At 37.7% G+C, this 25,216-nt stretch carries 20 protein-coding genes; 5 read left to right on the top strand and 15 right to left on the bottom strand.

Annotation, left to right across the window (positions count from 1 at the left end; genetic code table 11):
- Positions 1 to 56: 56 nt before the first annotated feature.
- From QNH20_RS03580 to QNH20_RS03560, 5 genes are all read right to left on the bottom strand, one after another.
- Positions 57 to 1,364 carry a YheC/YheD family endospore coat-associated protein gene (locus QNH20_RS03580; RefSeq protein ID WP_283921562.1) on the bottom strand — a complete coding sequence of 436 codons (1,308 nt, stop codon included), beginning with the start codon at positions 1,362 to 1,364 and terminating at the stop codon, positions 57 to 59.
- The gene (locus QNH20_RS03575) at positions 1,354 to 2,700 is read right to left on the bottom strand and encodes a YheC/YheD family endospore coat-associated protein (RefSeq protein ID WP_283921561.1); all 1,347 of its coding nucleotides are present in this window, start codon (positions 2,698 to 2,700) and stop codon (positions 1,354 to 1,356) included. The genes QNH20_RS03580 and QNH20_RS03575 overlap by 11 nt, the downstream gene beginning before the upstream one ends.
- Positions 2,666 to 4,999: a YheC/YheD family endospore coat-associated protein gene (locus tag QNH20_RS03570; protein WP_283921560.1), complete on the bottom strand. Its 2,334-nt coding sequence runs from the start codon at positions 4,997 to 4,999 to the stop codon at positions 2,666 to 2,668. The genes QNH20_RS03575 and QNH20_RS03570 overlap by 35 nt, the downstream gene beginning before the upstream one ends.
- Before the next feature lie 122 nt (positions 5,000 to 5,121).
- On the bottom strand, positions 5,122 to 5,859 hold the full coding sequence (locus QNH20_RS03565; RefSeq protein ID WP_283921559.1) for a YheC/YheD family protein: 738 nt from the start codon (positions 5,857 to 5,859) through the stop codon (positions 5,122 to 5,124).
- A gap of 201 nt (positions 5,860 to 6,060) precedes the next feature.
- Positions 6,061 to 6,906, bottom strand: coding sequence for a VOC family protein (locus QNH20_RS03560; protein WP_283921558.1), 846 nt, complete (start codon positions 6,904 to 6,906; stop codon positions 6,061 to 6,063).
- A gap of 298 nt (positions 6,907 to 7,204) precedes the next feature.
- Here QNH20_RS03560 and QNH20_RS03555 point away from each other — a divergent pair, with 298 nt between their 5' ends.
- The 4 genes from QNH20_RS03555 (at position 7,205) to QNH20_RS03540 (ending at position 10,874) form a co-directional block, all read left to right on the top strand.
- Complete coding sequence (locus QNH20_RS03555; protein ID WP_283921557.1) at positions 7,205 to 8,530, top strand: UDP-glucose dehydrogenase family protein; 1,326 nt, start codon at positions 7,205 to 7,207, stop codon at positions 8,528 to 8,530.
- A 24-nt stretch (positions 8,531 to 8,554) separates the two neighbouring features.
- Positions 8,555 to 9,085: a phosphatase PAP2 family protein gene (locus tag QNH20_RS03550; RefSeq protein WP_283921556.1), complete on the top strand. Its 531-nt coding sequence runs from the start codon at positions 8,555 to 8,557 to the stop codon at positions 9,083 to 9,085.
- A gap of 23 nt (positions 9,086 to 9,108) precedes the next feature.
- Positions 9,109 to 10,257, top strand: a complete 1,149-nt coding sequence (locus QNH20_RS03545) for a glycosyltransferase family 4 protein (RefSeq protein WP_283921555.1) — start codon at positions 9,109 to 9,111, stop codon at positions 10,255 to 10,257.
- 98 nt (positions 10,258 to 10,355) lie between these two features.
- Positions 10,356 to 10,874 carry a phosphatase PAP2 family protein gene (locus tag QNH20_RS03540; protein WP_283923339.1) on the top strand — a complete coding sequence of 173 codons (519 nt, stop codon included), beginning with the start codon at positions 10,356 to 10,358 and terminating at the stop codon, positions 10,872 to 10,874.
- A gap of 361 nt (positions 10,875 to 11,235) precedes the next feature.
- Here QNH20_RS03540 and QNH20_RS03535 read toward each other — a convergent pair whose 3' ends face one another.
- Both QNH20_RS03535 and QNH20_RS03530 read right to left on the bottom strand, forming a co-directional pair.
- A complete protein-coding gene (locus tag QNH20_RS03535; protein WP_283921554.1) occupies positions 11,236 to 12,324 on the bottom strand; it encodes a hypothetical protein in 1,089 nt (362 codons plus the stop codon).
- A gap of 116 nt (positions 12,325 to 12,440) precedes the next feature.
- Positions 12,441 to 13,496 (bottom strand): polysaccharide pyruvyl transferase family protein, encoded by a 1,056-nt coding sequence (locus QNH20_RS03530; RefSeq protein WP_283923338.1) that lies wholly within the window; start codon positions 13,494 to 13,496, stop codon positions 12,441 to 12,443.
- Between the two features lie 219 nt (positions 13,497 to 13,715).
- On the opposite strand from QNH20_RS03530, the gene QNH20_RS03525 reads away from it, so the two are divergent.
- Positions 13,716 to 14,651: a glycosyltransferase family protein gene (locus QNH20_RS03525; RefSeq protein WP_283921553.1), complete on the top strand. Its 936-nt coding sequence runs from the start codon at positions 13,716 to 13,718 to the stop codon at positions 14,649 to 14,651.
- 133 nt (positions 14,652 to 14,784) lie between these two features.
- Here the strand turns inward: QNH20_RS03525 and QNH20_RS03520 are convergent, their stop codons facing one another.
- From QNH20_RS03520 to atoD, 8 genes are all read right to left on the bottom strand, one after another.
- On the bottom strand, positions 14,785 to 16,167 hold the full coding sequence (locus QNH20_RS03520; protein ID WP_283921552.1) for an L-cystine transporter: 1,383 nt from the start codon (positions 16,165 to 16,167) through the stop codon (positions 14,785 to 14,787).
- 223 nt (positions 16,168 to 16,390) lie between these two features.
- Complete coding sequence (locus QNH20_RS03515; protein ID WP_283921551.1) at positions 16,391 to 18,016, bottom strand: PAS domain-containing sensor histidine kinase; 1,626 nt, start codon at positions 18,014 to 18,016, stop codon at positions 16,391 to 16,393.
- Positions 18,017 to 18,219: 203 nt separating this feature from the next.
- Positions 18,220 to 19,641, bottom strand: a complete 1,422-nt coding sequence (locus QNH20_RS03510) for a sigma-54 interaction domain-containing protein (RefSeq protein WP_283921550.1) — start codon at positions 19,639 to 19,641, stop codon at positions 18,220 to 18,222.
- A 131-nt stretch (positions 19,642 to 19,772) separates the two neighbouring features.
- Complete coding sequence (locus QNH20_RS03505; protein ID WP_283921549.1) at positions 19,773 to 20,558, bottom strand: 3-hydroxybutyrate dehydrogenase; 786 nt, start codon at positions 20,556 to 20,558, stop codon at positions 19,773 to 19,775.
- A gap of 41 nt (positions 20,559 to 20,599) precedes the next feature.
- Complete coding sequence (locus QNH20_RS03500; RefSeq protein ID WP_283921548.1) at positions 20,600 to 22,039, bottom strand: GntP family permease; 1,440 nt, start codon at positions 22,037 to 22,039, stop codon at positions 20,600 to 20,602.
- A gap of 329 nt (positions 22,040 to 22,368) precedes the next feature.
- The gene (locus QNH20_RS03495; RefSeq protein WP_283921547.1) at positions 22,369 to 23,553 is read right to left on the bottom strand and encodes an acetyl-CoA C-acetyltransferase; all 1,185 of its coding nucleotides are present in this window, start codon (positions 23,551 to 23,553) and stop codon (positions 22,369 to 22,371) included.
- Between the two features lie 171 nt (positions 23,554 to 23,724).
- Positions 23,725 to 24,381, bottom strand: coding sequence for a 3-oxoacid CoA-transferase subunit B (locus tag QNH20_RS03490; RefSeq protein WP_283921546.1), 657 nt, complete (start codon positions 24,379 to 24,381; stop codon positions 23,725 to 23,727).
- Positions 24,381 to 25,040 (bottom strand): acetate CoA-transferase subunit alpha, encoded by a 660-nt coding sequence (atoD, locus tag QNH20_RS03485; RefSeq protein WP_283921545.1) that lies wholly within the window; start codon positions 25,038 to 25,040, stop codon positions 24,381 to 24,383. Before atoD ends, QNH20_RS03490 begins: the two co-directional genes overlap by 1 nt.
- Positions 25,041 to 25,216 lie beyond the last annotated feature (176 nt).

Raw genomic sequence — 25,216 nt, 5'->3', positions numbered from 1 at the left:
CTGGAGTCATTTGTTATTTCAATTAATTTTTTTGTAATCAGTAAGCAGAAAACACCTTAATTGCCCATCGCAATATACTTTGCATACAAAACCGGATTCGATTTAACGGAATAATACATTTTACGATCATTTATAAATAACGGAAAGTCGTGATCCGGCCTCTTATTCATTTCAATGACCCAAACCTTACCATCTTTATCAATACCAATATCTATCCCTAAATCAGCGTAAGCACCTGCAATATCGTCTATCGTACAAGCCATTTTTGTACAAATGGAGATAATTTCTTGATTTTTCTTAAACGCTGTTAATTCGTCATAGCCAAATTGGGTCATTAATGCCAACGTTCCCTCCATAGCAAAGCCATTTGCTTTAAAATTGGAAGAAATGGCATTAGTATTTCCAAATCTCGCGATAATTCCTGTACATTGCCAATGACCTGTTCCATCTTTTTGTAAGATGACCCTATAATCAACTTTTCGATCCTCAAAGGTATGAAGATGGATCGGCTGCTGCAACAAAAAAAACGAGTGCTTTGAAAGAAATTTAGTCATTTGTTCACTTGATAATTGTTGAATATTGTCTTGATAATTTTCCAGAATGAGATATTGATTTTCCTTCTTTGATATATAATAGATCCCTTGGCCCCTTGAGCCGTTTTTAGGTTTTAAATAGACACCGTTATATTTTTCAATGAATGTATTAACGTTGGTTAATGTCACTTTATTTGTCGTTTCAGCAAGATGCTTCCCTAGTTCCTCATAAGGCGACATCCAATTCCAAAACTGCCATTTATCAAAATATTGAGCGTTAAAAAAGCCTGCCCCTATTTTTTCCTGAAGGCCGGTTAGCGTTTTTTTCGATAGTTCAACCCTTCTAAAAACTGCCCTAGGAAAAGGCAATTCTGCTTTTCTCCAGTTATCAGGTGTAGAAGGATCAAACACATAACCGGTAATTTTTTCGTTGGCAAAATCGATTTGTTGTTCGCAAAAAACAAATAAAACTCCATTTATTTGTTCGTATAACATCGTATAAATTAAATAATTCTGCAAATATTTTTGCAATCTGACGTCAGATTTCCCCAATAACAATCCAATGATCGGTCCAAGTATTAATTCATTGTTTGAATAAGCCATTTCGTATTTTACATTGGTATCAATTAAGAGCTCAGATCTTACATTCTTACTAACGAAAATCCTGCTATCGTTAGTTGAATGTACTTTGTTTACCGTTACAGGTATTTTTCTCTTTCCAAAAGATAATGTAACAGTTTGCTTGTTTTCAATTCCAAAAGATTTGGCAGTTGACTCAGGTAAGAATAGTGAATTGCTGGATAAAGCTTCAGCATTTACTTCATAAAGCATCCCTTTTTTCACCCCCAAAGCCAGCTAACCATTTAGCATAATGGAATGGAGCTGATTTAGTTTTATAGTATAGCTGAAAATCATTAGCGTCCAAGGCTATCGTCATATCCGGGTTACGATTGTTAATTTCAATCACCCAAAGATGATGGTTTTCATCAATCCCAATGTCTATACCGATATAGCCTAGGTGCAGCCCTTTACTTTCCAATACCTCACAACATGTAATGGCTAACTTCTCTATTTCCATATATTTTTTAAAGGCCTGCTTAGAATCACCCTGATACATTTCCACGAGAGCCTGCCAGCCTTTTTCGGCTGAACCGCCGCTTGATATATTGCTGACTATACTATCTATATCCCCAAACTTTGTTACCATACCTGAAACAGACCACGCTCCATTTTGATCTTTTACAACAATGACCCGATTATCCATAACGCGGTTATTATTTCGGAGTAAAGGGATTTTCTGTTGAACAATATAATTCTGTAAGTTTAATTCTGATTGCAAATATAGTTGAACCGCTTCCCAGTTATCCAATATTGTCTTAAAATTTTTGTCCTTAACACGATAGCTTAGTGTATACTCCTTACCAACCATTGAAAGCTGAAAGATTCCTGTCCCTTGCATACCAGCCCTAGGCTTAATAAAAGTTTTCTGATAAACAGCCATTAACTTTTTAACTTCTTCCATATTTTCTGCCAAAACGGTTTCGGGCAGGTTTTGCTTTAATTGTTCACTTTTAGAAAACCATTCCCACATTTCCCATTTATTAAAAATATGTGAATTAAAAAAGTTATTTCCAATTAATTTTTGTAATTTTTTTCGTGACGATTCTTTAATGGATTTTCTGAGAAAAACTGCTGAAGGAAAAGGGAATATCCCTTCTACCCACTCCTTATTGATTGGATTATACGCATAACCATTAACCAACTTTTTCTTATAATTTATTCCATCGGAAGTAAAGAGAACAATAAGGCCATTGACGTGTTGGTAATCAATTAAATAATTCTTGTAAATCTTAATTCTAGGTAAATTCATTTCAGCGATTTTACCGCGAACCAACATACCCAAAATTGGCCCAATAAACAAGATGTCATCTTGGATTTTTATTTCATATTCAATAAATTCCGGAAGTGACATAGCTTCTAATAAATCAGAAGAAATATAGATACATCGATCATTGTCATTATGGTGTGAAAGAACAGCGTTTTTCTGAATAACCCCAATACTTATCGTAATAGTCTGCTTTCCCTGCAATGACAATTTGTCTAATTCAGTAAAAGGAATTGAAATAGTCGAGCTAGTCGAGGGAATTGTTTGGATGAAAAATTTCATCTATAGTCCCCTCCCCTGTTTCCGTTACGGCAAATCCTTGTAAGTGGACAGCATAAATAAGAGGCTGATAGCGGATCTTTAAATACCTATTATAGTCCATTGCTTTAAAGCCTTTAAAGCTGGGAAAAATGTTTGCCTCAATAATCCACGGATAGCCCTCTTTATCTAGACCAATATCTAATCCGAACTCAGCATAATGTTCATCTTTTTTATCCATTAGATCGCAAAATTTTTTACATACTTTTAAAACATTTCTTTCAACCTTTTCAAAGGTTAGATGATTACCTGCTTGCGAGACCACTTCTTCCAAGGTCATTGCCTCTCCACCTCTAGCAATATTCGTTAAGACCTCGTTTTCACCAGCGACCCTGCATTCAATACCCGTACAAATCCAGTGCTCCTTATCATATTTTTGCATCACTACCCTAACATCGAACGGGCGATTATTAATCTTTAAAAGTGGAATATAGGTTTGATACAAATACTTGTCGTGTAAAACATTTAAATCCTTTAGCATTTCCTTTAAACCCTTTGCATCAGGAATGTGGTGCTGGAGTCGAAATCCCTTTCTATGGTCATGAAGTACATAACCTTTACGTTCCCCTAAACCCTTTTCAATGAAAAAAATGCCACGTCCGCGGGATAGACTTACAGGCTTTAGAATAACTTTTTTCTTTTTATTTACAAATTCAATTAATTCATTCATATTCTTAAAAAGATGAGTATCCGGCAAATGTTTATTTATTTTCTTATCATTTTGCAGCAGTAAAAGATCTGACTTTTTATAGTGATAAGAGTTGAATAGCTTTTCATCTGTTAGTTCGATTAATTGTTTTATCCACCCCGGTTTCTGATGAAAATTTCGACGATATATTGCATCAGGTATTGGCGCAGTTCCATATTCCCAATTTTTTTTTGTGGGATTATAAATCATTCCGTATGCTATTTTTTCCTCCCAATCAACGGAACGAGAGGAAAAGGCAATCACTAAACCGCCGAAATTTTCATATATCCCTAGTCGATCTGAGAACTTTTCCATATATGCAGGATTATAAATCTGATTTTTTTCTCCTAATAGTAAACCAATAGTTGGTCCGATAATAACTTTGTCTGTGGAAACCTTTAGTTGATAAACCATGTCTTGTGGTATGTGCAACTTTGCTAACAGGGAAGTAGAGATTAATATTTCAATAGGGGCATAATAAGTGTTGTATTTTAACAGAACACCCCCCTCTATATCTATCTTACATGGCTGTTCTTTGATGCCAAATTGGAGTACGTTAAGCTCGCTGATTGAAGAGTGTATTAACCCGCCAGGCAATTTAATTGTCATCTCTTCAGCCTCAAAGGGTATAAGTTTTATCCAAACGCGCAAATCATCTTTATTTAAATTCTTTATTTTTTTCTTTTCTTTAACTGAACCTGAGGAACTTTCGTTTCTACTTAATGAAGTTTTTGGCTGATTTTTTTTGTTCGTTCCATCTGGAATAGCATTTTGTTGAAACATTTCCTTTGCGACCTTTAATGAGCTTTCGAAGATTTTCTGACAAAGTTGATTATTCCAAGTATAAAGGTCTTTCATAATAATATTGAAGGAACAAGTAGAACTGATATCAATATGGCCGTTGTTATTTATTGAATACAGTATTCCAATTTCATAGACCCCTGGATAATAAAAATGAATGATTTTCAACAGCTTTTGACTATGCACATTCAGGAATTCCTTTATATCCTTATGATTTTGAGGTTGATGTTCTAATAATGGAACGGCTTCCTCGATGGTGAATTTTTTCCCACTTGAGTCTTTTACATAAATAATTGGAATTTTCCATTCCATATTCGAACTTTTTTGTCCCAATACATAAAAGGTCAAAGGAGCATTATTTTGGTCATTTTCTTTTCCTTTATTAAGATGCTTGTCGAAATCAGGTTGTGCACGAAGTAATTCAAATAAGTTTTTTTTCTTAATGATATGGTGCTCATTGATAACCTGAAATTTAGGATGGTTTGACAGATCTCTTAACATTTTAATATACTTTTTTTGGTAAAACTTTGTTGGATTATAAATAATCGATGGAATATCTACTTTAGACTTTTTTATACCCGAATTTTTTTCGATTTCAATTGCTTCCGTTTTTAATAGCTGTAACGAAGTCTGATGAAGCGTGAAATAAACAATTTTCAGGTTGATCTCTTCCCCTTTTTTGGAAAACAGATGCCAAATTCCGTCTTGTTTATTTTTTTTTCGTCTTAATTGATTCCATTCCCTAATGGAAAGTAAAACCCCTATGGTTTCCATTTGCTAATCTCCGCCCTCCAAACAAACCGCCTTTGTGACCTTTATCCTAATTTATATTCAATACCAAATAATTTGTATAGGCTAAAAACCGCCTTGATGGTGCATTGGGAATTTTTAAAAAATTATCCTTTTTGGTAACATCTAATTGTTTCGTAGGAGCCATCCTTTAGTAGTTTAAACATGAAAATAGAAGGTGATAAGTTTGCTTCGATAATCCAAATCTTCCCTTCCTGATCAATCCCCAAATCAATGCCGTAAGCACGAATATTGGGATAAGATTTTGCTAATTGTTCAGCAACTATCAGGGAAACCTGGTCTAACTCCGTTACTATATTGTTAGTTTGCTCATTATTTAGTGTTGATCTTTGCACGGCCTCTTCCAGGGATAATATCGCCTTTGCCGCATTTGTTATAACATAATTATTGGCCGCAAGCTTTGCCAATTTCCCGGTTATGACCCATTCTAAAGAATTTCTTTTTCGTTGTACCATTACACGCAAATCAAAAGGATTATTATTTATGGTGGCAAGGGGAATTTTTTGCTGTACGATATAGCGAGGTCTTTTCCTTGAAAAGTGGTTTTCTTTTAGATAGGAATAGGTCTCCTCTTTTCCATTTAAAATAATTTTTTTGTATTCTTTATGAAGTTCAATGTGATCATTTTCTAAAGCTGATAGTTGGATCACTCCAAGTCCTTGATAACCAAAGCATGGCTTTAACATCACCTTTCCATGTTTCTCCAGCATTCCCCATAATGTCTCTTCCGTAAAGTATACGGTATCAGGAAGATATCCAATAAGCAGATCATCCTGAGACATTAATTTATGTTTAGTCCATTTGCCATAAGAAACTCTCATCATTTTACTCCTTTCCGCATTTCTTTATCCTGCAGAAATTTCGCTCATTTATATAATATTAAAGATTACAATATTGACCTGTACACTTTAACTAATCAACCTATCGCTTGTTCTACTTTTATGACTATTTTTTGCAAAATAATAAAAAAAGAGTGGTCCCTGCCCAAATTGCAGGGTTCACTCTTTTTACATGCGTCTAAGATTTTAAACCACTAATCGGATTTGATTTCCTGATGGATCACTTGTTACATAATAATCTGCTTCTTTCTTTACCGGGGCGCCAACTTGCTGCAGTTGTTTAATCACGTTCTCTCTTGCTACTTCACTAGGAAAGACAAGTGTGTACCAATTTAAACCGACACTATTTTTTGGCAGTGTAGGTGCACCCACTCCCTGCCATGTGTTGATGGCAATGTGATGATGATAACCTCCTGTGGACAAAAATGCCGCTTGTGGATAGTAACTGACAACGTCAAAACCAAGCCCTTTTGTGTAAAATTCCTCTGCTTTTTGAAGATCACCTACGTGAAGATGAATATGACCCATGACTGTTCCAAAAGGAAGGCCCTTCCATTCCGCATCACTTTCTGCAAGAATTCCTTCTGAATCCAGCTGTTCGGTTGCCATTTCAACTAAATTGTTTTTCCAAGTCCACTCCGAAGAAGGGCGATCTCGGTAGACTTCGATTCCATTGCCGTCCGGATCATTAAGGTACAACGCCTCGCTCACATAATGGTCCGCTGCCCCTAGTGGATAACCAGTCTGAATCAAGTGCCGTAAAAAGACAGATAAATCAGCTCGTGATGGCAGCAAAATCGCGAAATGGTACAGACCTGACATATTTCCTGCCTTCGGAATGACATCATCAGGCTGTTCAAGCGTTAATAGCGGTGTTTTCCCGTCTGTGGTTAAGACCGCTTTACTTTCTGCTCTCTCTAATACTTGAAAACCTATGATATTTTGATAAAAGGTTACTGCATTATCTAGGTTTTTAACTTTAATATTAACCTCTCCGACATATATACTTGGTTTTTGATGAAAATTCTCCATTCTACTCCATTCCCCCACTGTTTTTTTTAGAAGCTGCATTTATTATTCCTAATTCTAATATGGATTTTATCTCTTCATTCATTCATACCACTGACAATTTTCTATAAAAACGGAGGAAAAACTCCTAGTGTTCACCTCCATTTATAGTGTACCTCGCATTTATCTCGATTTCAAGTATTATTAATTTAAAGTATTTTTAATAACTACACACAGTCTTTACACTCTTTTTACAGTAGGTTAAGAAAAAATCCATTATTTCCTAATAAAATGAAGTAAACAAATTCATTGGAGGGATTGGATGAAGGTAACAGTTGCTGGAGCGGGATTTGTAGGATTAGTCGCTAGTGCTTGTTTAGCTGAATTAGGGCATCAGGTAACGTGCATTGACATTCAAAAAGAGAAAATTAACATGCTCCAATGCGGCCGTTCACCAATTTATGAGCCGGGATTAGAGGAACTTTTAGAAAAAAATCTGTGTAACAAGCAGCTGCATTTTACCACGTCTCCTCATCAGGCCTATTCAGGAGCTGATATTATTTTCATTGCAGTCGGGACACCCGAAAACCATGATGGTTCAGCAGACCTAAAATACATACATGTGGTTTCCCATACAATCGCTCACTACATCGAGCAGGATGTGATTGTTTGTACAAAAAGCACGGTTCCAGTAGGTACGAACGAGCTTATTCAACAAATTATTGAAAGCAGAAAACCTCCTAACCTCCAAGTAGAAGTGGTTGCAAATCCAGAATTTCTTCGCAAGGGTTCTGCGATTCATGATTTTTTCCATGGAGACCGAATTGTGATTGGCACCAATCATTCTGAAGCGGCAGCTTTTATGGAACAATTTTATCTGCCATTGAAAATTCCGATTATGAAAACGGACATCAGAAGTGCAGAAATGATTAAATACGCTGCCAATGCCTTTTTAGCAACAAAAATTAGTTTTATCAATGAAATGGCCAACATTTGCAAAAATGTCGGGGCCTGCATTGAAGAAGTAGCTTATGGAATTGGTCAAGATAAACGAATTGTCCATCACTTTCTCAAAGCAGGAATTGGATATGGAGGCTCTTGTTTTCCTAAGGATACAAAAGCACTTATTCAGCTTAGCGGGGATTTCAAGCAACGTTATGAATTGCTTGAAGCAGTCATTAACGTTAATAACCGTCAACAATCTCTGCCTGTTTTGAAAGCGAAAGAAATAATTGGTTCGTTACAAGGAAAAAAAATCGCCTTACTCGGATTAGCGTTTAAAGCAGATACAGATGATATTCGTGAGTCAGCTGCTATAACAATTATAAAAGAATTGCTCGAGGCAGGCGCCGTTGTCACTGCCTATGATCCTATTGCCATCCCAAATGCCAGAAGGATCATAGGGAACGCCATAGAGTATACCGAAGAAATTCGGCAGGCACTCCTAAATGCAGACCTTGCTCTCATCGCCACAGACTGGGACCAAATCAAGCATCTCCCATTGGAGGTATATCTAACCCATATGAAGGAACCGATTGTGATTGATGGGCGAAATTGTTATCCACTTCAAGAAATTAGGCAGTATCCGATTATTTATCGATCAATAGGAAGACCTGACCTTCCGAACACAAATGATACGTTTGAATGAAATATTTTTAAAGGGGAAGCGATCATGATGAGATGGATCCATGCATTTTATGGCTTCGAATGCCGGGTGTTGCTACAGGTAAACCGCCATTTTGATAAGAAACTGTTAAATCTTTTTTTCCGTACAGTAACACATCTTGGAGGAGCTGACATTACCATTGCAGCCACTTTTCTCCTTATACTTTTATCATCAGGTGAGCCCAAACTGACAGCAATCGCCAGCGCTCTTGCGCTATCAGCCAGTCATATACCTGTCCAAATCATCAAGCAGCTGTTTCCACGAAAAAGACCTTATTTGATGATAGAAAAAACAAAGTTTCCTGCTAACCCATTACAAGATCATTCTTTCCCATCGGGCCATACAACAGCAATCTTTTCTGTTGTGACCCCTTATGTCTTATTCAACCCGCAATTGGCATTTGTTCTCATTCCTTTAGGGGTTTGTGTGGGAATATCCAGAATTTATTTAGGACTTCATTATCCTTCAGATGTCCTTGCAGGAGGAATCCTTGGTACCATTACTGGGATTGTATGCTTTTGTTTATTATGTCTGTAAGAGATTCGGTTAGGAGGGATTGTATGCGAATTGCTATTTTCACTGATACCTTTTATCCTGACATCAATGGGGTTGCCCGCACGCTTAAACGATTGACCAATTTTTTAGAAGATCAAAACATTACGTTTAAAATTTTTGCACCAGATTCTACTTCCAAGGAGTATGTTTCGAGTCATATCCACCGGTTTAAGAGTCTTTCTTTTTTCTTATATCCAGAATGCCGTTTGGCTTTTCCAAATCTCCTCGAGATCAAGTCAGAGTTGCAGAGCTTCTCACCAGATTTGATTCATGTTGCTACCCCGTTTAATATTGGCCTTTGTGGTATTTATTTTTCAAAAAAATTAAACATCCCACTCGTTGCATCGTATCACACCAATTTCGATGATTATCTGCAATACTATAACCTTCCATTTCTTTCAAAAGTACACTGGAAATACATGCACTGGTTCCATCGGACATGTAAAAAGATCTTCGTCCCCTCACCCGCAACATTCCAATTATTAAAACAGCATGGATTTACAAATCTTGAGCTTTGGCCAAGAGGTGTGGATTGTCAGCTGTTTCATCCTCATTATGATAAGTCAGATGCTAAAAGGCTTTACTGCCCGAAAGGAGAGTATCTGCTTACATTTGTTGGCAGATTAGCACCCGAGAAAGATCTAGGTACACTCCTAGCTGTTGCAAAATCATTACCCTCTGACATAGATCAAAGAATACATTGGTTAATCATTGGAGACGGTCCATTGCGTGAAGAACTGGAAACTCAAGCACCGGCTAATATGACCTTTACGGGATACTTAAGTGGAAATCGGTTAGCAGAAGCCTATGCTGCATCAGATTTATTTGTTTTCCCCTCACCCACGGAAACATTTGGAAATGTGGTACTTGAATCTCTTGCCAGCGGTACCCCTGTAATTGGGGCGAAATCAGGCGGTGTTCAGAATATTATTAAGGACGGGGTAACGGGACAATTGTGTAACCCAGGTAATGTTGAGGAATTTTCGGAGGCCATTCTTCAGTTGTTAACCAATGACCGCTTACGTGAACAAATGGGAAGCACTGGAAGAAAGCATGCCCTAACACAAAGATGGGAGCAAATCCTGCAAAACCTCGTTAGCCAATACACCCACGTAATCGAGGATCGCGATCGCGAAGAACAAAAATACGCTTAAACAAGTGTGTAAGTTAAAAAGGGTGTCAGGCACCGCAAAAAGACACTGTCCATTCCACACGGACATGCTTGCGGTGCCTGACGCCTTTATTTAGATGGATTCATACAATTTATGGTTTCGAATGCCGGGTATTGCTACAGGTAAACCGCCATTTTTATAAAAAACTGTTAAATCTATTTTTCCGGACGGTTACAAATTTTGGAGGAGCGGACATTACCATTGAGGCAGCATTTCACCTGATCCTGTTATCATCAGGTGAGGCCAAATTAACAGCAATCGCCAGTGGACTTGCGTTAGCAGCCAGCCATATTCCCGTCCATATGATTAAGCAGCTGTTTCCACGAAAAAGACCGTATTTGATGATCGTTGAAACGAAGTTCCCTGCTAACCCATTGCAAGATCATTCTTTCCCATCTGGTCATACAACGGCCATCTTTTCCGTTGTGACTCCGTATGTATTATTCAACCCGCAGCTGGCATTTGTTCTCATTCCTTTAGGGCTTTGGGTGGGAATATCGAGGATTTACTTAGGACTTCATTATCCCTCAGATGTTCTTGCAGGGGGAATGCTTGGGACCATTACTGGAATTTTCTGCTTTTGCTTATTATGTTTGTAAAAGTTTTTATTTTTTAGGGCCAATTGCCTGTACCTCCTCAATACGTTAAAAATAACATAGAAAAAAAAGCACCGAATACTATCATACACGATCCTTGCTTCTTCATAAAAGAGAAGGTATTCAAATCCCGTTCTTTCACGTGGAATTGCATTATAAACCATATTGTTTACTAAAATTCCTACAGATGGACGATCCGTCTGTTTTTCTTTTCTTCCTCCAACAACCGCTGATATAAGGTGAAGGCTATTCTATTCTAATACCTGTTTCTAAAGTGAAACCACTCGAAAAGAAAAAAGAAATAGAATTCAACTCTTCATTGAAATAAAGAGCCTTCTTCCACTTCTTTATCTTAAGCGATCCCCTACTTTTGATCAGATAGAAAATTCGTTCTTACCATCTCATCATAAATTTCTTTCAAAAGGCTATCCGAATTGTATTCAGCTTTTACTTTTTCAATGAATTTCGCTCTATTTAGGTAATATGACTTAAGATTGAATAAAGATTTAAAATTTTCTAATGCTCCTATCATTTCTAATGTTAAAAGTGTTCGTAAACACTTATTACATTTTCCACAGTTATACGCAGATCTCGTACAGACATTTAGGTATTTATAAGCGGGTTCAAATTTTGCCACTAAGCGTGTCTTGTCAACCCTGCTAAAGTTGGGACAAGTTGAAAACAAATTAACACTTTCCGTAGAAAGCATACTTAGATTTAAAACATCGTAGTAGGCTGAATCCTTTGTTGATAGCTTGAAATCTTTTATGTGGTATGTTGAGGAATAGTAATATACGTTAAATAACTTTTGAAGAGCTAAAACTGCACTCATATTTCGAAGTGTATGAGTTGCCTGAAAATCGAATGATACAAACTGACTTACATTACTATTGACAATTATTAGTTCTTTACCTAGCTCATTCGCACAGGCTCTTGTAATTTTAATTCTATTTTTATAAAGTACTCTTGTCCAATTCTTACCATAGCGACCATGTGAACCAGTATTAAAAAAAGTAAAATGGGTGATTTGATAGTTTTTAGGTTTATCATTCATTAGATTTTCATAAATTGTACTAAAAGAATCAATTCCACAAGAAAGACCTGTACCTACTGCACCCGCATTTGGTATAGGATTTGAATCTAATTGCTCACAGATAACATTTATTTTCTTATAATTGTAAAACTGGCTGATGATAGGGATTAAAAAACTGTTGATGGTAAAATACAGCCGTTCTGAAATGGGAGCCTCTACATGTATATCATAACCATGTTCTAAGGCTTTCCACAACAAACCAATAACAAAAGCATCCGCTCTATCTTCCGTTAAAAAGTTACCATATTTATCTTCAACCGCATACCATAGGATATCTTCTTTTTCACCTATCGTTATAACAGCCTGTAGCCGAACCGTATTGTTGATCCTCTTGATTTCAGGTTTACCAATTGTAATCATATAATTTTTTCGAGCCCCCTATTTTCTTTGTGAACATAAGATTTCCGAAAATTGTTGTATAGCTATTATTAAATCTTTTTAAACCTCTTAATAGTTTTAAAAAGGGAGAATCAATGTTAATAAAATACGTTTAGTGAGGACAATAATCTATTCTCGTAAATGTCACGATAATGTTTAACTTTATTTATAAAGTCACTTCGATCTAAACAAGCATTATTTGTTAATAGTGAGATCTCCTCAACTAAATTTTTTGAGTCTGTTGGTATAACAAAATTGTCCTGTTCTATTGATTTTGCAAAATCAAAGATTTTAAACCGATAACCGAGTGCAATAAAAGGTGTATTTGCAGCAGCCGAAATCACATTGGGATGTAATTTAAAATTGATAGTGAATGCAAATTTCTCCAGTAAAGAAAATAGTTCATCCTGATGATAAAGTTTCGAACTCCATTGAACATTTTCTTTATCTTGAATTTTACTATATAGTCGTGCGCATGGTTGTATATCTTTAGACCATACATTATAGATAAATATTTTATATCCCCTTTGTACCAAACTATTGCAAACATTTACCAACTGATTTTCAACTAATAACTCGTCTTTACCATAAATGTCATTATTGGTTGTCCCCCAGTTAATTCCAACAATATTTTCTTTCCTATAATCCCAATTTAATTCTTGTATAGGATCGATTTTAACAGATGGATTTAATAATAAACCGGGATCACCACTAATCTCAATTTTATTTTCATCCACACCCATCTGTTTTAGAAAATTAAAAGTAAGAGGGCCCCTAACACCAAAGTATTCTGCATTGTTTACTACATTGTTTAATTTTCCTGCAAAATCCTTTTTAAAAGGATGGGCCGGATTATTTAAGTTGCTGATAGCCCTTTTTTTCAAACGATCTACTCCCGATCCCCATACCATTACTTTTTTGCCTTCATCTAATGCTTTATTCAAGATGTTTATACCTGTTGATCCAATTAAAGAACCGCCACCCAAAACTACAAAGTCATAGTTCCTAATCATTTTATTAGATACTTTAAAGCCAAAATCAAGAGTGTAGTCCTTGATTTTCATAATCGTTTTTAAATTTTGTGCAAAAAGGTCTTTCATTAATTCATCACCTAAGTTTTCATGTCCAATCCATCCAATATATAAAATTTTCATCACTTTTCATAACTCCTTTGGTATAAAAAATATTTATACTGAAAACTCATAATCAAACGTTCTTAATATATGTATGTTTATCTCAATCAAAAAGTGATGTTGTAATTGTATATTTTTTGACTTAGGCCCCATTCTAATCTTTTAAAGTAATAAACCCACGCATAAAAATGGATATTTCATATATATATATATATAGTTTAAAGATAAGGAGAGGCATTAATGAAAGAAGAGCTTAAGCTTCTGTATTTCGTCCATGATTTTCAACACCATGTAGTGAAAAATTTTTACTACTTAAGTAAGGGGCTCGAGGATGTATGTGATTGCAGAGTTTGGCATAAACCAGCTAATATTCATGAAGTCATGAAAGAATTAGATTTTCAACCAGATTTTATATTGATTAATGATGTTTCAGGAAGTCCTTCCATTACTGGGCTTGAGGAAGTAGATATTCCAATAGGATTACTTATACACGATGCACATCGTAATGTAAATAAACGAAACATATTTATTGAACAGTATGATATTCAATTTTTGTTTACGATTTATCGAGATGAATTCCTAAAGAGACATCCTCAATATAAAAAAAGGATGTTTTGGCTGCCGCACTTTGTTAATACAAATATTTTTAAAGATTATCAGTATCCTAAGGAAATAAACTGGTTATTAATGGGGATGATAACAAATCACTACCCAACAAGACAAAGAGTTTATAGGAGAATGAGAAATAAGAACGGTTTTGTGTATTATCGTCATCCAGGATATAAAAACGTAAATGAGCAAGACAAGAGGATATTTGTTGGTGAAAACTATGCAAAAGAAATAAATCGGGCTAAAATGTTCATTACAGATGATTCTAAATTGCATCTACCTTTTATGAAATATTACGAAGTGTTAGCATGCAACACACTCCTTCTAGCTACTGTCAATAAGGAACTTTTAGATTTAGGGTTTAAGCCTAAAGAAAACTTTGTTGAAATCAATAAATACAATTTTGAACAGGTAGCAGATTATTATTTAATTCATGAAGAAGAGCGAAAAAAAATCGCTCAAGCTGGTTATGAAATGGTGCATGAACGTCATTCATTAGAAGCAAGAGTGAAGGAATTAATAGATATGATAAAACCAATAGTAAAGAAATCTGATTCTATAGATTAAGACATTTAGTACATCATTTTTTACATTAAAAAGGGTGTCAGGCACCACAAAAAGACAGCGTCCACTCTAGGTGGACATGTCCGTGGTGCCTGACACCTCATTAAGTATGTCGTGAAGGTATATTATTAATTTATTATGCTTCAACGACGTTTGGCTGTTGGTAGACTTCTGTTTCTATTTCTCCTGTTGCTTTGCTTGTTAGGACACCGGCTGTCATAGCGCCGCTGACGTTTAGGGCTGTACGTCCCATGTCAATTAACGGCTCAACGGAGATTAATAGGCCGACAATCGCTACCGGAAGGTTCATGACCGATAATACGATTAAGGCAGCAAAGGTCGCACCGCCGCCAACACCAGCGACTCCAAATGAACTTATCGCAACTACTAGAATAAGAGTAAGAATAAAGGATATGCTTGTCGGGTCAATCCCAGCTGTAGGAGCGACCATTACTGCTAACATCGCTGGATAAATACCAGCACATCCATTTTGACCAATGGAAAGTCCGAATGACGCTGCAAAGTTTGCAATTCCTTCCGATACCCCAAAATCTTTCGTTTGGGTTTTGATCGTCATTGGCAATGTTCCCGCACTTGTACGGGAAGTAAAGGCGAATGTTAAGGTTGGCAGCCCTTTTTTCACATAGTTCACAGGGCTTAGTTTGGCAAATGATAATAGAAGTAAATGAAAAATGAACATCAGAATAAGCGCTACATAAGAGGCAATAACAAACTTGCCTAATTTCGCAATCGCTTCATAATCACTCGTTGCTGTTACCTTGGTAATGATGGCCAGAATTCCATATGGTGTGAGACGAAGAATCAGAGTGACAACCCTCATGATGATCGAGTAAAAAGTATCAATAATCTTGGCAAAAAAATCGGCATGCTCAGGATCCTTACGTTTTACTCCGAGGTAGGCAATCCCGATAAAGGCTGCAAAGATGACAACTGCAATTGTCGAGGTTGGGCGGGCACCAGTTAAATCTTGAAACGGATTACTTGGAATTAGTTCGATAATTTGCTGCGGGAGCGTCATGTTTTCAACGCCTGCTACTCGTTCCACTAGCTGAGCATTCCGTGTTTTTTCGGCATCACCCTCATTAAGATGAATACCATCAAGACCGAAGCCCAAAGCGGAGCCAATGCCAATGGCCGCAGAAATGGCGGTTGTTCCAAGTAAGATGCCAATAACTAAAAAACTGATTTTTCCAATATTTTTAGTCAGCTTTAACTTTGTAAAGGCACCGACAATAGAGATAAATACAAGCGGCATAACGACCATTTGTAAAAGTTTTACGTAACCATACCCTACTATATTAAACCAATCAATTGAACCTGTAGTCACCTCATGTGTTGTTCCGTAGATTAAATGAATAAGAAAACCAAATACAATACCTAAACCTAATGCGGTGAACACACGTTTTGAAAACGAAACATGCTTCTTCTGCATGATGAACAAGCCTAAAATGAGTAGTAGTAATATAAATACATTCACGATAATAAGAAAAGTATTCATAATATTCCCCCTTCGCTGATTTATTGAAGATTTTAATACATACAATCCTATCAGTCAAGTCGGAATTTCGATTGTTCTGAACACTTTGCCACTTTAACCCATCAAACGTTTGATATGCTATAAATATGACATCATAACTAGTTCTATTCCAAGAAAAAAATAGTGTCAGGCACCGTCCATGGACAATGTCCACGAGCGGTGCCTGACACCCATACGACTATTCTCAACTTACCAATGGTAGTTTTATTTCGACTAAGGTTCCTTCTTTGATCTTGCTTTTATAGGTGATGCTGCCATGGTGTTGTTTAAGGATTTTATGGCAGATCATGATGCCGAGTCCTGTTCCCTTTTCTTTTAAACTATAAAAAGGCTCACCTAAACGAGGGAGAAGTTCTTCGGGGATGCCACAGCCTTGATCTTGGACTGAAATAATGCACTCGTCTGCCAAACCTTTTTGGAGGTTAATATGAATGTCCCCGCCCTTCGGCATTGCTTCTATTGCGTTCTTAAAAATATTAAGGAAAACCTGCTTTAATTGATTCTTCTCACCTGTAATAATAAATGGCGACTCCTCAAACTTTAGATTAAATTGAATATTGTTCATAATGGCCTGAGGAGATAGTAACTCGAGTGTATTTTCAATTAATTCTCTTACATTTGTCCGGATCAACTGGACTGCTTGAGGTTTCCCTAATGTCAGAAGTTCACTTGTAATGGTTTCAATCCGCTCTAATTCACTTAAGAGTAAATCATTATATTCAATCGAACTATTTTCCGTTTTATATAGCTGAACAAATCCTTTTATGGTGGTAAGAGGATTGCGGATTTCATGGGCCACTCCTGCAGCTAATTCCCCGACAATTGAAAGCTTTTCAGATTGTAAAAGAATTTCTTCGGATTTTTTCCGTTCAGAGATATCTCGGCTGATAATCACTATTTTCTCGATTGCTTCTTTTTCTCCCTTAACAGGCATACAGCGAGACTCAAATTCAATCCAGCGGTTGTCCTTGTGTTTTAAACGGAATTCCATCGATTGTGACTCTTTATTTTTAAACATGCTCGTGATTGTATTTTGAAAATTCGTGATGTCGTCAGAATGAATAAACTTACATAATTCAAACTTTTCCATTTCACAGCAATGGAATCCTAAAACAAGCTCATGCGAAGGAGAGAAATAACTAATCGACTGCTCTTTATCCATCACCATTATAAGGTCTGACGTGTTCTCAGCAATGAGGCGGTACTTTGATTCACTAGCTTCCACCATCTTGTACATGTCTGACAACCGATTATTTAATCGATACAGCTTCATATATGACTCAATAAGGAATACACCAATGATTACACCTATCATCACAAACAATAGATATTGAAGATGAAAGAAGGATTTATCTCTAAATATTTTGAAAATGATTGATACATCAATTGCATAGATTAATAGAAATGATCCAGATAGAATAACGCATTTTTTTACTGAGGTAAGACGTTTTGTATACAAATGGATAAGAGAAAAAACAGACATGATAATGGTCCAGCCGATAATTGCTGGGGCCCATTGACCACTTGATAACAGTCTTGAAGTCAATGCGAATATCCCTGTAATTAATCCAGGCACGGTCCCAAAATAGGAAAATACCAGAATAACTGGTGCATATCGAATGTCATAGGAATACCCGTTTTGCTGGAAGGAAAACGATACAAGGATGACGGAAACAATTCCACCATATAATCCGACCCATAAATGTACATGTTTCAATGGTTTAAGATTGATAAATGACCGGATGACTAACGGCATACTTACCATTAATGAAAAAATCGAGAGATTAATAATGTAGTTTAAATGAATCAACTGACTCCCACCCATACTTTGTATAAATTGCCATATTCTCTCTTATCTTAAACTAGAGTTATTACTATTTCCACAATGAAAGCATTCTTTTTATTGATACTGTAGTTCATTTTGGGCGGGAATATTCAAAGAAAAGAACGATAAAGAAGGAAACTGCTCAATGATCCTTCAATTGACAATATTATTTGAAAGTAGCTTTTTCCTTATTTAATATCATACAATTTAAATTTCTCATAAAAACTAGTTTTTCCAATTTCTAAAAGTTTGGCAGCATCCAGTTTATTTCCATTTGTAACGACTAGTGCATTTAGAATCGCTTCTTTTTCTACTTTGGCTAGCGTTTCCTTTAATGGAGAGATCGGTAATGGATTTCTTTCAGTAGGATTATTCATAATAGTATTTGTTTCATTTACGTGGTCACTTACTAATTCTTGGTCTCGTAAATATAGCGGCAGGTGGTATACTTCAATCGTTTTACCGTCTAATACATTGATAGCCCTCTCAAGGACATTCTCAAGCTCCCGAATGTTTCCTGGCCATGAATGCTGCATAAGTCTTTGTTTTACCTCCAAAGACAGTTCGATTCCATTTCGGAAAAATTTACCTTCCATCTTTTTCAATAAGGTCATGGAGATTAACGGTATGTCCTCTTTTCGTTTTCTAAGAGGAGGAATCTCAATTTTAATCACATTTAATCGATAATATAAATCCTGACGAAACCTGCCTTCTTCGACCATCTTCTCTAAATCCCGATGTGTCGCCGCAATAATTCGTACATCGACAGGAATGGACTTTTGTCCACCGACTCGCTGTACTTCTTTTTCCTGTAATACTCTTAACAGTTTACTTTGCATCGAGAGTGGCATGTCACCTATTTCATCAAGAAATAACGACCCATTATTAGCAATTTCAAACTGCCCCTTTTTTCCTCCCTTTTTTGCACCTGTAAACGCTCCATCATCATATCCGAACAATTCTGATTCTAACAAATGCTCTGGAATCGAAGCACAGTTGATTGCAACAAACGGCAGAGACTGCCTCAGGCTGCTGTTGTGGATGGCATGGGCAAACAATTCCTTTCCAGTGCCTGATTCACCTATTAATAAAACGGAGGAATTACTGGCAGAAATTCTTTCAGCTAGTTTTTTAACAGCAACAAATGTTGTACTATCCCCAATTAAATCATGGAAATGATACTTACTTTTTAACTCTTTTTCCACTTTTGTTTTATAATATTTTAGCTCTTCAACCAGATTCTGAATCTTACTTTTATACATCCGCCATTCCTCAGGACTGCGAAACATCACCGTACCCAAAGCTCCTACCATTTCTCCATCAACAATAAGCGGATAACGGTTTGCAATCATTTCACTTCCGTTTATCGGGTGAATGGCTGCCAGCTCTTTTTTACCTGTTTGGGCGACAATGTGCATACGTGAATTTTCAATAACATCTTGAACAGGGCGGTTGATGGCCTTTTCAACGGTTGTTCCCAAAAACTCACAATAAGCTTCATTTATATAGAGAATAATACCGTCATGATCGACCACAACAATTCGTTCTGCTAAAAGATTAAAAATTTGCTCATGCCAATTATGTGGAATCGCTTCCATTCCTAGGTTCATCTTTTCACACCCTTACCAGTTTTGATAAAACAATTATAACAAAGAGCAGATTGGCTGGTGCCCACATTGGAACTATTTTTCCAGAATAATAGAATCCTATTCCTTAAATGAATAGGATTCTAGAATTACTTTTATTGGGCTGTGTATCCGCCATCTAAAATAACTGCTTGACCGGTGACTCCTCTTCCTTTATCACTAGCTAAAAAGACTGCATAGTCAGCAATTTCCTTAACGGATAATAGCCTTCTTTGTGGTACTAACGGAAATAGTACTTCTTCAATAACACAATCCAAGCTTACATTTCTTGTTCTTGCTAAATCTCCTAGCTGGTTTCTAACGAGTGGCGTATCAACGTAACCAGGGCACAGGGCATTTACCGTGATTCCGTGAGCGGCCCCTTCTAATGCAGCAACCTTTGTCAAACCAATTACACCATGCTTTGCACTATTGTAGGCAGCCTTTCCAGCAAAGCCGATAACCCCATTAATGGAAGCCATATTAATTACCCTGCCAAATCCTTGTTCTTTCATCATCGGAAATACATTTTTGATCCCTATAAAAGGTGCGGTTAACATGATTTTTACTAATAATTCGAATTTTTCCGTAGGAAATTCCTCAATGGGCGAAACATATTGCATCCCTGCATTATTAACTAAAATATCAACGCTTCCAAATGTTTTGTAAGCTAGCTGAAGACTATTTTTGTAGGCTTCCTCATTGGTAACATCACAGGGAGCAGACAATACTTCAAACCCTTGGTCATTTATTTCAGCCGCGACTTGTTCACTTTTTTCAGCATTTAAATCTGAAATAACCACTTTCGCGCCTTCCTGTGCAAAAGTTTTTGCTATTTCCAATCCAATCCCACTTGCAGAACCTGTAATAAATGCTGTTTTTCCTTCTAATGAATTATTCATACGAGATCCTCCTTAAATGACTAACGATTAATTTTGCTGCATTAAATTATTCCAAAGACAGAGTAGAGAGCAATGATGAAGAAAACTGCTACAGTTTTAATGACCGTAATAGCGAAAATATCGCGGTACGATTGTTTGTGTGTTAATCCAGTAACAGCAAGCAAAGTAATAACGGCTCCGTTATGCGGAAGAGTATCCATTCCGCCTGATGCCATGGCAACCACGCGGTGCATTACCTCTGGCTCAATATTAGCCGCTGCAATCGCCTGGTTGTACTTATCAGCCATCGCACCTAACGCAATCCCCATTCCTCCAGATGCCGACCCCGTAATACCCGCAAGTGAACTAGTGGTAACGGCACCATTGACTAGCGGATTCGTAAAGGTGCTAGAGATGCCGTCGCTGATTTTCGCAAATCCCGGTAGCGAGGAAATAATGCCGCCAAAACCGTATTCAGCCCCTGTATTCATGGTGGCGAGCAGTGCTCCGGAAATACTTAGGTTCAGTCCTTCTTTAAAATTCACGGTTACACGTTTCCAATCAAAGGCAAGTGCCGAGATAATTCCGACAACTAACGCCATCTCAATGGCCCAGATGGCTGCAACCGCGGGTACATCTACTGTATACGCTTTCAAACCAATAGCAGAAAAATCAAAGCCATTCGGATACCATTTTGGTATGTAGGTAATGAATAGTTTATTTGTAACCCCGACAAGTACCAGCGGGACAAACGCCATAATTTGCTTTAAAACAGATTGACTTGAGGTTAAATCAGGAGCAGGTGCTTCTTTTTCTTCAGTAGTGGCCAAATTCAAAGCAGCCGCGGTTTCTGTACCGAATCCATAGTAGCCTTCCCCTGCTTTTGCTGCCTTTTTCCTTCTCGTCTCTAGGTATAGAAGCCCAAGGGCTAAGACAAAAATTGCGCCGATAATTCCTAGTGTTGGAGCCGCATAAATATCAGTTTTAAAGAATGCGATGGGAATAACGTTTTGAATTTGCGGCGTTCCCGGCAAAGCATCCATCGTGAATGTGAAGGCACCAAGTGCGATGGTACCTGGAATAAGGCGTTTCGGGATATTTGCTTCCCTAAACATTTGAGCCGCAAATGGATAAATAGCAAAAACTGCAACGAATAAACTTACACCGCTATATGTTAAAATGGCACCCAATAATACAATGGTCAACATGGCTCGTTTCGCACCGAGCAAACGAACTATGGTTTTGGCAATTGATTCGGCAATCCCTGACATTTCAACTACCTTCCCAAAAATGGCTCCTAATAAGAAGACTGGGAAATAGGATTTAATAAACCCAACCATTTTTTCCATGAATACACCTGAGAAGAACGGTAAAACATGGCTTGGGTCAATAAGTAAAACAGCTAAAAGTGCACAGATCGGAGCAAACAAGATAACAGAAAAACCTCGATAGGCGACAAACATTAACAGCCCAAGCGATAAAAGAATAATAAGTAATTGCATTTAAATCCCCCTTTTTCATTTTTTGTAAGTGTCTTGAATAAAGGTAAGCGTTTTCAACAAGGAGCTTACTTTATAAATTTAAATGCAAGTTTTATGCCAAAACTATTATTTTTTCAAAAAGTATAAATATTTCTTCTATTCTACAAGAAAAATACTTATTTCTAAGTTTATTACTATTTATAAATTAAAAACTAGCACTTTATTTTGAAATTGCTTTTCCGATTTTCCGGAAAATACTTGGTAGATTAATTCCGCGATAAAGGAATTTTCCGTTTTCGCGGAATTGACTTAATATACAAATTATCCTATCACCCGTGAAGGAATCCCATCTATTTTTCCATTTCCACAATTGTCGCAATCCCTTGACCGCCCCCAATACATAGGGCAGCCAGGCCATAACGGGAATCCCTGCGATTCATTTCATGCAGCAAGGTTACAAGCACGCGCGCCCCGCTGGCACCTATCGGGTGGCCTAATGCAATTGCACCGCCATTTACATTAAGCTTTTCATATGGAATCTGCAGTTCACGTCCAACTGCCAACGACTGTGCAGCAAATGCTTCGTTTGCCTCAACTAAGTCCATCTCTTCCATTGAAAGTCCTGCTTTTTCTAGTGCCTTTTTAGTTGCAGGCACAGGACCAATGCCCATTATTTGTGGGTCAACTCCAGCGGTACCATTACCACGGATAACAGCCATTGGTTTGATGGCAAGTTCGACTGCTTTTTCCCTGCTCATTAGGACTAGTGCGGCCGCTCCATCATTAATACCAGAAGCATTTCCTGCGGTAACGGTCCCTTCTTTTATAAAAGCGGGCTTTAGTTTTGCAAGCTTTTCCGCGGTTACCCCGGAACGTGGAAATTCATCCGTATCAAAGCGAATCGGCCCAACCTTGCGCTGTGGAATTATCACAGGAACGATCTCATCCTTGAATTTCCCTTCTCTGATTGCGACTTCAGCCTTTTGCTGGCTCCAGGCAGAAAATTCGTCTTGTTCTTCTCGGCTTAAGTCATATTGAGACGCAAGGTTTTCCGCTGTAACACCCATATGATAAGAATTCAAGGCACATTGCAAACCATCATGAATCATACTGTCGATGATTTTACCATCCCCCATACGGTACCCTGTCCGACCATTCGTCAAGAGGTAAGGTGCTAAACTCATATTTTCCATTCCGCCGGCTACAATAATTTCAGCTTCCCCAGTTTGGATGGCCTGAGTCGCAAGATGTACGGCCTTTAGTCCGGAGCCGCAAAGTTTATTGATTGCCATGGAAGAAACCTCAATGGGCAAGCCTGCTTTAATTGCAGCTTGGCGGGCAGGGCCCTGTCCAATGCCGGCTTGAAGAACGTTCCCCATAATCACTTCATCAACTTGTTCTCCCTTTACTCCCGCACGGTTTAAAGCTTCCTTGATTACAAGCGCACCTAACTCTGGGGCAGGGATATTACTTAAGGTTCCCATGAAACTACCGATTGCTGTACGAACAGCACTTACAATAACAACATCACGCATGAAATTAGTCCTCCTGTGCATTTAATATTAGCTTTATCTATGAAAATGGTACTTTTATCTTAAAAAATCCCCTTAATTTGAGAAGTTTGAACATTTATCAGCGGATTTCTCACTGTTATCAGAGAATTATTATTGTTTATCAACAAAATTCTTACTCAGAAACTTGCCTGTTTATCGTAATGTCAATGCTGGATTAACGGTGAATGGTGCATCCGTTCTTTCCTTCACCGTCTCTAGGTTGGCACCCTCTTGAAGTTCTTCCAGAACCAATCCTTCTTCAGTTACTCGAAAAACAGCTAATTCCGTTACAATCAAATCTACAACACCCTTTCCAGTAAGTGGCAACCTGCATTGTTCAAGGACTTTTGACGATCCATTTTTCGCCGTATGCTCCATCGCAACAATAACCTTTTTGGCACCTGTTACCAAGTCCATTGCCCCGCCCATGCCTGGAACCATTTTTCCAGGGACCATCCAGTTTGCAAGATTGCCTTTCGCATCTACTTCTAATCCGCCAAGAACGGTTACGTCCACATGCCCCCCACGGATTAATTCGAATGAGAAGAGACTGTCAAAAAAGGCACCGCCCGGGAGAATACTTGAAGGCTGACCACCAGCATTGACCAAATCAGGATCAATCTCCCCTTCCAAAGGTCCAAGACCGATGTAGCCGTTTTCCGATTGAAGGATGACGTTGACGTCCTCAGGCAGAAAGTTCGGCACCATCGTTGGAAGACCGATTCCCAGGTTCACCACATCCCCGTCTTTCAATTCCTTTGCAACACGTGCAGCGATTAATTGCTTCGGATTAACTAGTGTACTGATCATTATTGACAACCTCCCTGAACAAAAATTTTATCAACCAGGATTCCTGGAGTCATGACTTCATCTGGATCAATCTCACCGATTTCCACAATTTTCTCTACTTGAACAATAACAGTGTCAGCAGCCAAAGCCATCAATGGGTTAAAGTTCCGAGCGGAACGATGATAAATCAAATTCCCGGCTTTATCTGCTTTATATGCCTTAAGAAGGGCAACTTCTGCACGAAGCGGTTTTTCGAGCAGATATTCCCGTCCTTCGACTGTAATCTTTTCTTTGCCTTCTTCAACCACGGTTCCAACTCCTGTTGGGGTCAGTACCCCGCCAAGACCCGCACCTCCAGCGCGCACACGTTCCGCAAGTGTTCCTTGGGGAACAAGCTCCACTTCCATTTCACCAGCTATCATTTGCCTGCCTGTTTCTGGGTTTGTCCCGATATGGGAAGCAATTACTTTCTTCACCCGTTTATTTACAATCAGCGGCCCAACGCCGGTCTCTGTGAAAGCGGTGTCATTCGCAATCAGAGTAATATCCTTTACGTCTGCTTCAAGCATGGCATTGACAAGAGCTTGTGGTGTACCTACCCCCATAAATCCTCCTGCCATAATGGTCATCCCATCTGAAAATATCGATGAGACTTCCTTCATTGAAATTATCTTATTCACTTAAAAGCACCTCCTGAAAAATTAGTGAAGCTCATTTTCCTCACACTTAATTTTATGCAAGATTTGTGCCAACAAAAAAATATGTATAGCCCACTTGAAAATAGATTATTATTTTTATAATTAAATATTTTTTACCTAAATGTATAAGGGAGGTTGTTAGGGTTTATTTATCCTAG

This window comes from Neobacillus sp. WH10 (genome assembly GCF_030123405.1).
In the GTDB taxonomy this organism is placed as follows: domain Bacteria; phylum Bacillota; class Bacilli; order Bacillales; family Cytobacillaceae; genus Neobacillus.
This window is presented reverse-complemented; position numbering and strand designations above follow the sequence as displayed.

Excerpts from the sequence above, each read along its gene's own strand:
- QNH20_RS03580 (WP_283921562.1), bottom strand. The coding sequence starts at position 1,364 with ATGCTTTATGAAGTAAATGCTGAAGCTTTATCCAGCAATTCACTATTC.
- QNH20_RS03575 (WP_283921561.1), bottom strand. The coding sequence starts at position 2,700 with ATGAAATTTTTCATCCAAACAATTCCCTCGACTAGCTCGACTATTTCA.
- QNH20_RS03570 (WP_283921560.1), bottom strand. The coding sequence starts at position 4,999 with ATGGAAACCATAGGGGTTTTACTTTCCATTAGGGAATGGAATCAATTA.
- QNH20_RS03565 (WP_283921559.1), bottom strand. The coding sequence starts at position 5,859 with ATGATGAGAGTTTCTTATGGCAAATGGACTAAACATAAATTAATGTCT.
- QNH20_RS03560 (WP_283921558.1), bottom strand. The coding sequence starts at position 6,906 with ATGGAGAATTTTCATCAAAAACCAAGTATATATGTCGGAGAGGTTAAT.
- QNH20_RS03555 (WP_283921557.1), top strand. The coding sequence starts at position 7,205 with ATGAAGGTAACAGTTGCTGGAGCGGGATTTGTAGGATTAGTCGCTAGT.
- QNH20_RS03550 (WP_283921556.1), top strand. The coding sequence starts at position 8,555 with ATGATGAGATGGATCCATGCATTTTATGGCTTCGAATGCCGGGTGTTG.
- QNH20_RS03545 (WP_283921555.1), top strand. The coding sequence starts at position 9,109 with ATGCGAATTGCTATTTTCACTGATACCTTTTATCCTGACATCAATGGG.
- QNH20_RS03535 (WP_283921554.1), bottom strand. The coding sequence starts at position 12,324 with ATGATTACAATTGGTAAACCTGAAATCAAGAGGATCAACAATACGGTT.
- QNH20_RS03530 (WP_283923338.1), bottom strand. The coding sequence starts at position 13,496 with ATGAAAATTTTATATATTGGATGGATTGGACATGAAAACTTAGGTGAT.
- QNH20_RS03525 (WP_283921553.1), top strand. The coding sequence starts at position 13,716 with ATGAAAGAAGAGCTTAAGCTTCTGTATTTCGTCCATGATTTTCAACAC.
- QNH20_RS03520 (WP_283921552.1), bottom strand. The coding sequence starts at position 16,167 with ATGAATACTTTTCTTATTATCGTGAATGTATTTATATTACTACTACTC.
- QNH20_RS03510 (WP_283921550.1), bottom strand. The coding sequence starts at position 19,641 with ATGAACCTAGGAATGGAAGCGATTCCACATAATTGGCATGAGCAAATT.
- QNH20_RS03505 (WP_283921549.1), bottom strand. The coding sequence starts at position 20,558 with ATGAATAATTCATTAGAAGGAAAAACAGCATTTATTACAGGTTCTGCA.
- QNH20_RS03500 (WP_283921548.1), bottom strand. The coding sequence starts at position 22,039 with ATGCAATTACTTATTATTCTTTTATCGCTTGGGCTGTTAATGTTTGTC.
- QNH20_RS03495 (WP_283921547.1), bottom strand. The coding sequence starts at position 23,553 with ATGCGTGATGTTGTTATTGTAAGTGCTGTTCGTACAGCAATCGGTAGT.
- QNH20_RS03490 (WP_283921546.1), bottom strand. The coding sequence starts at position 24,381 with ATGATCAGTACACTAGTTAATCCGAAGCAATTAATCGCTGCACGTGTT.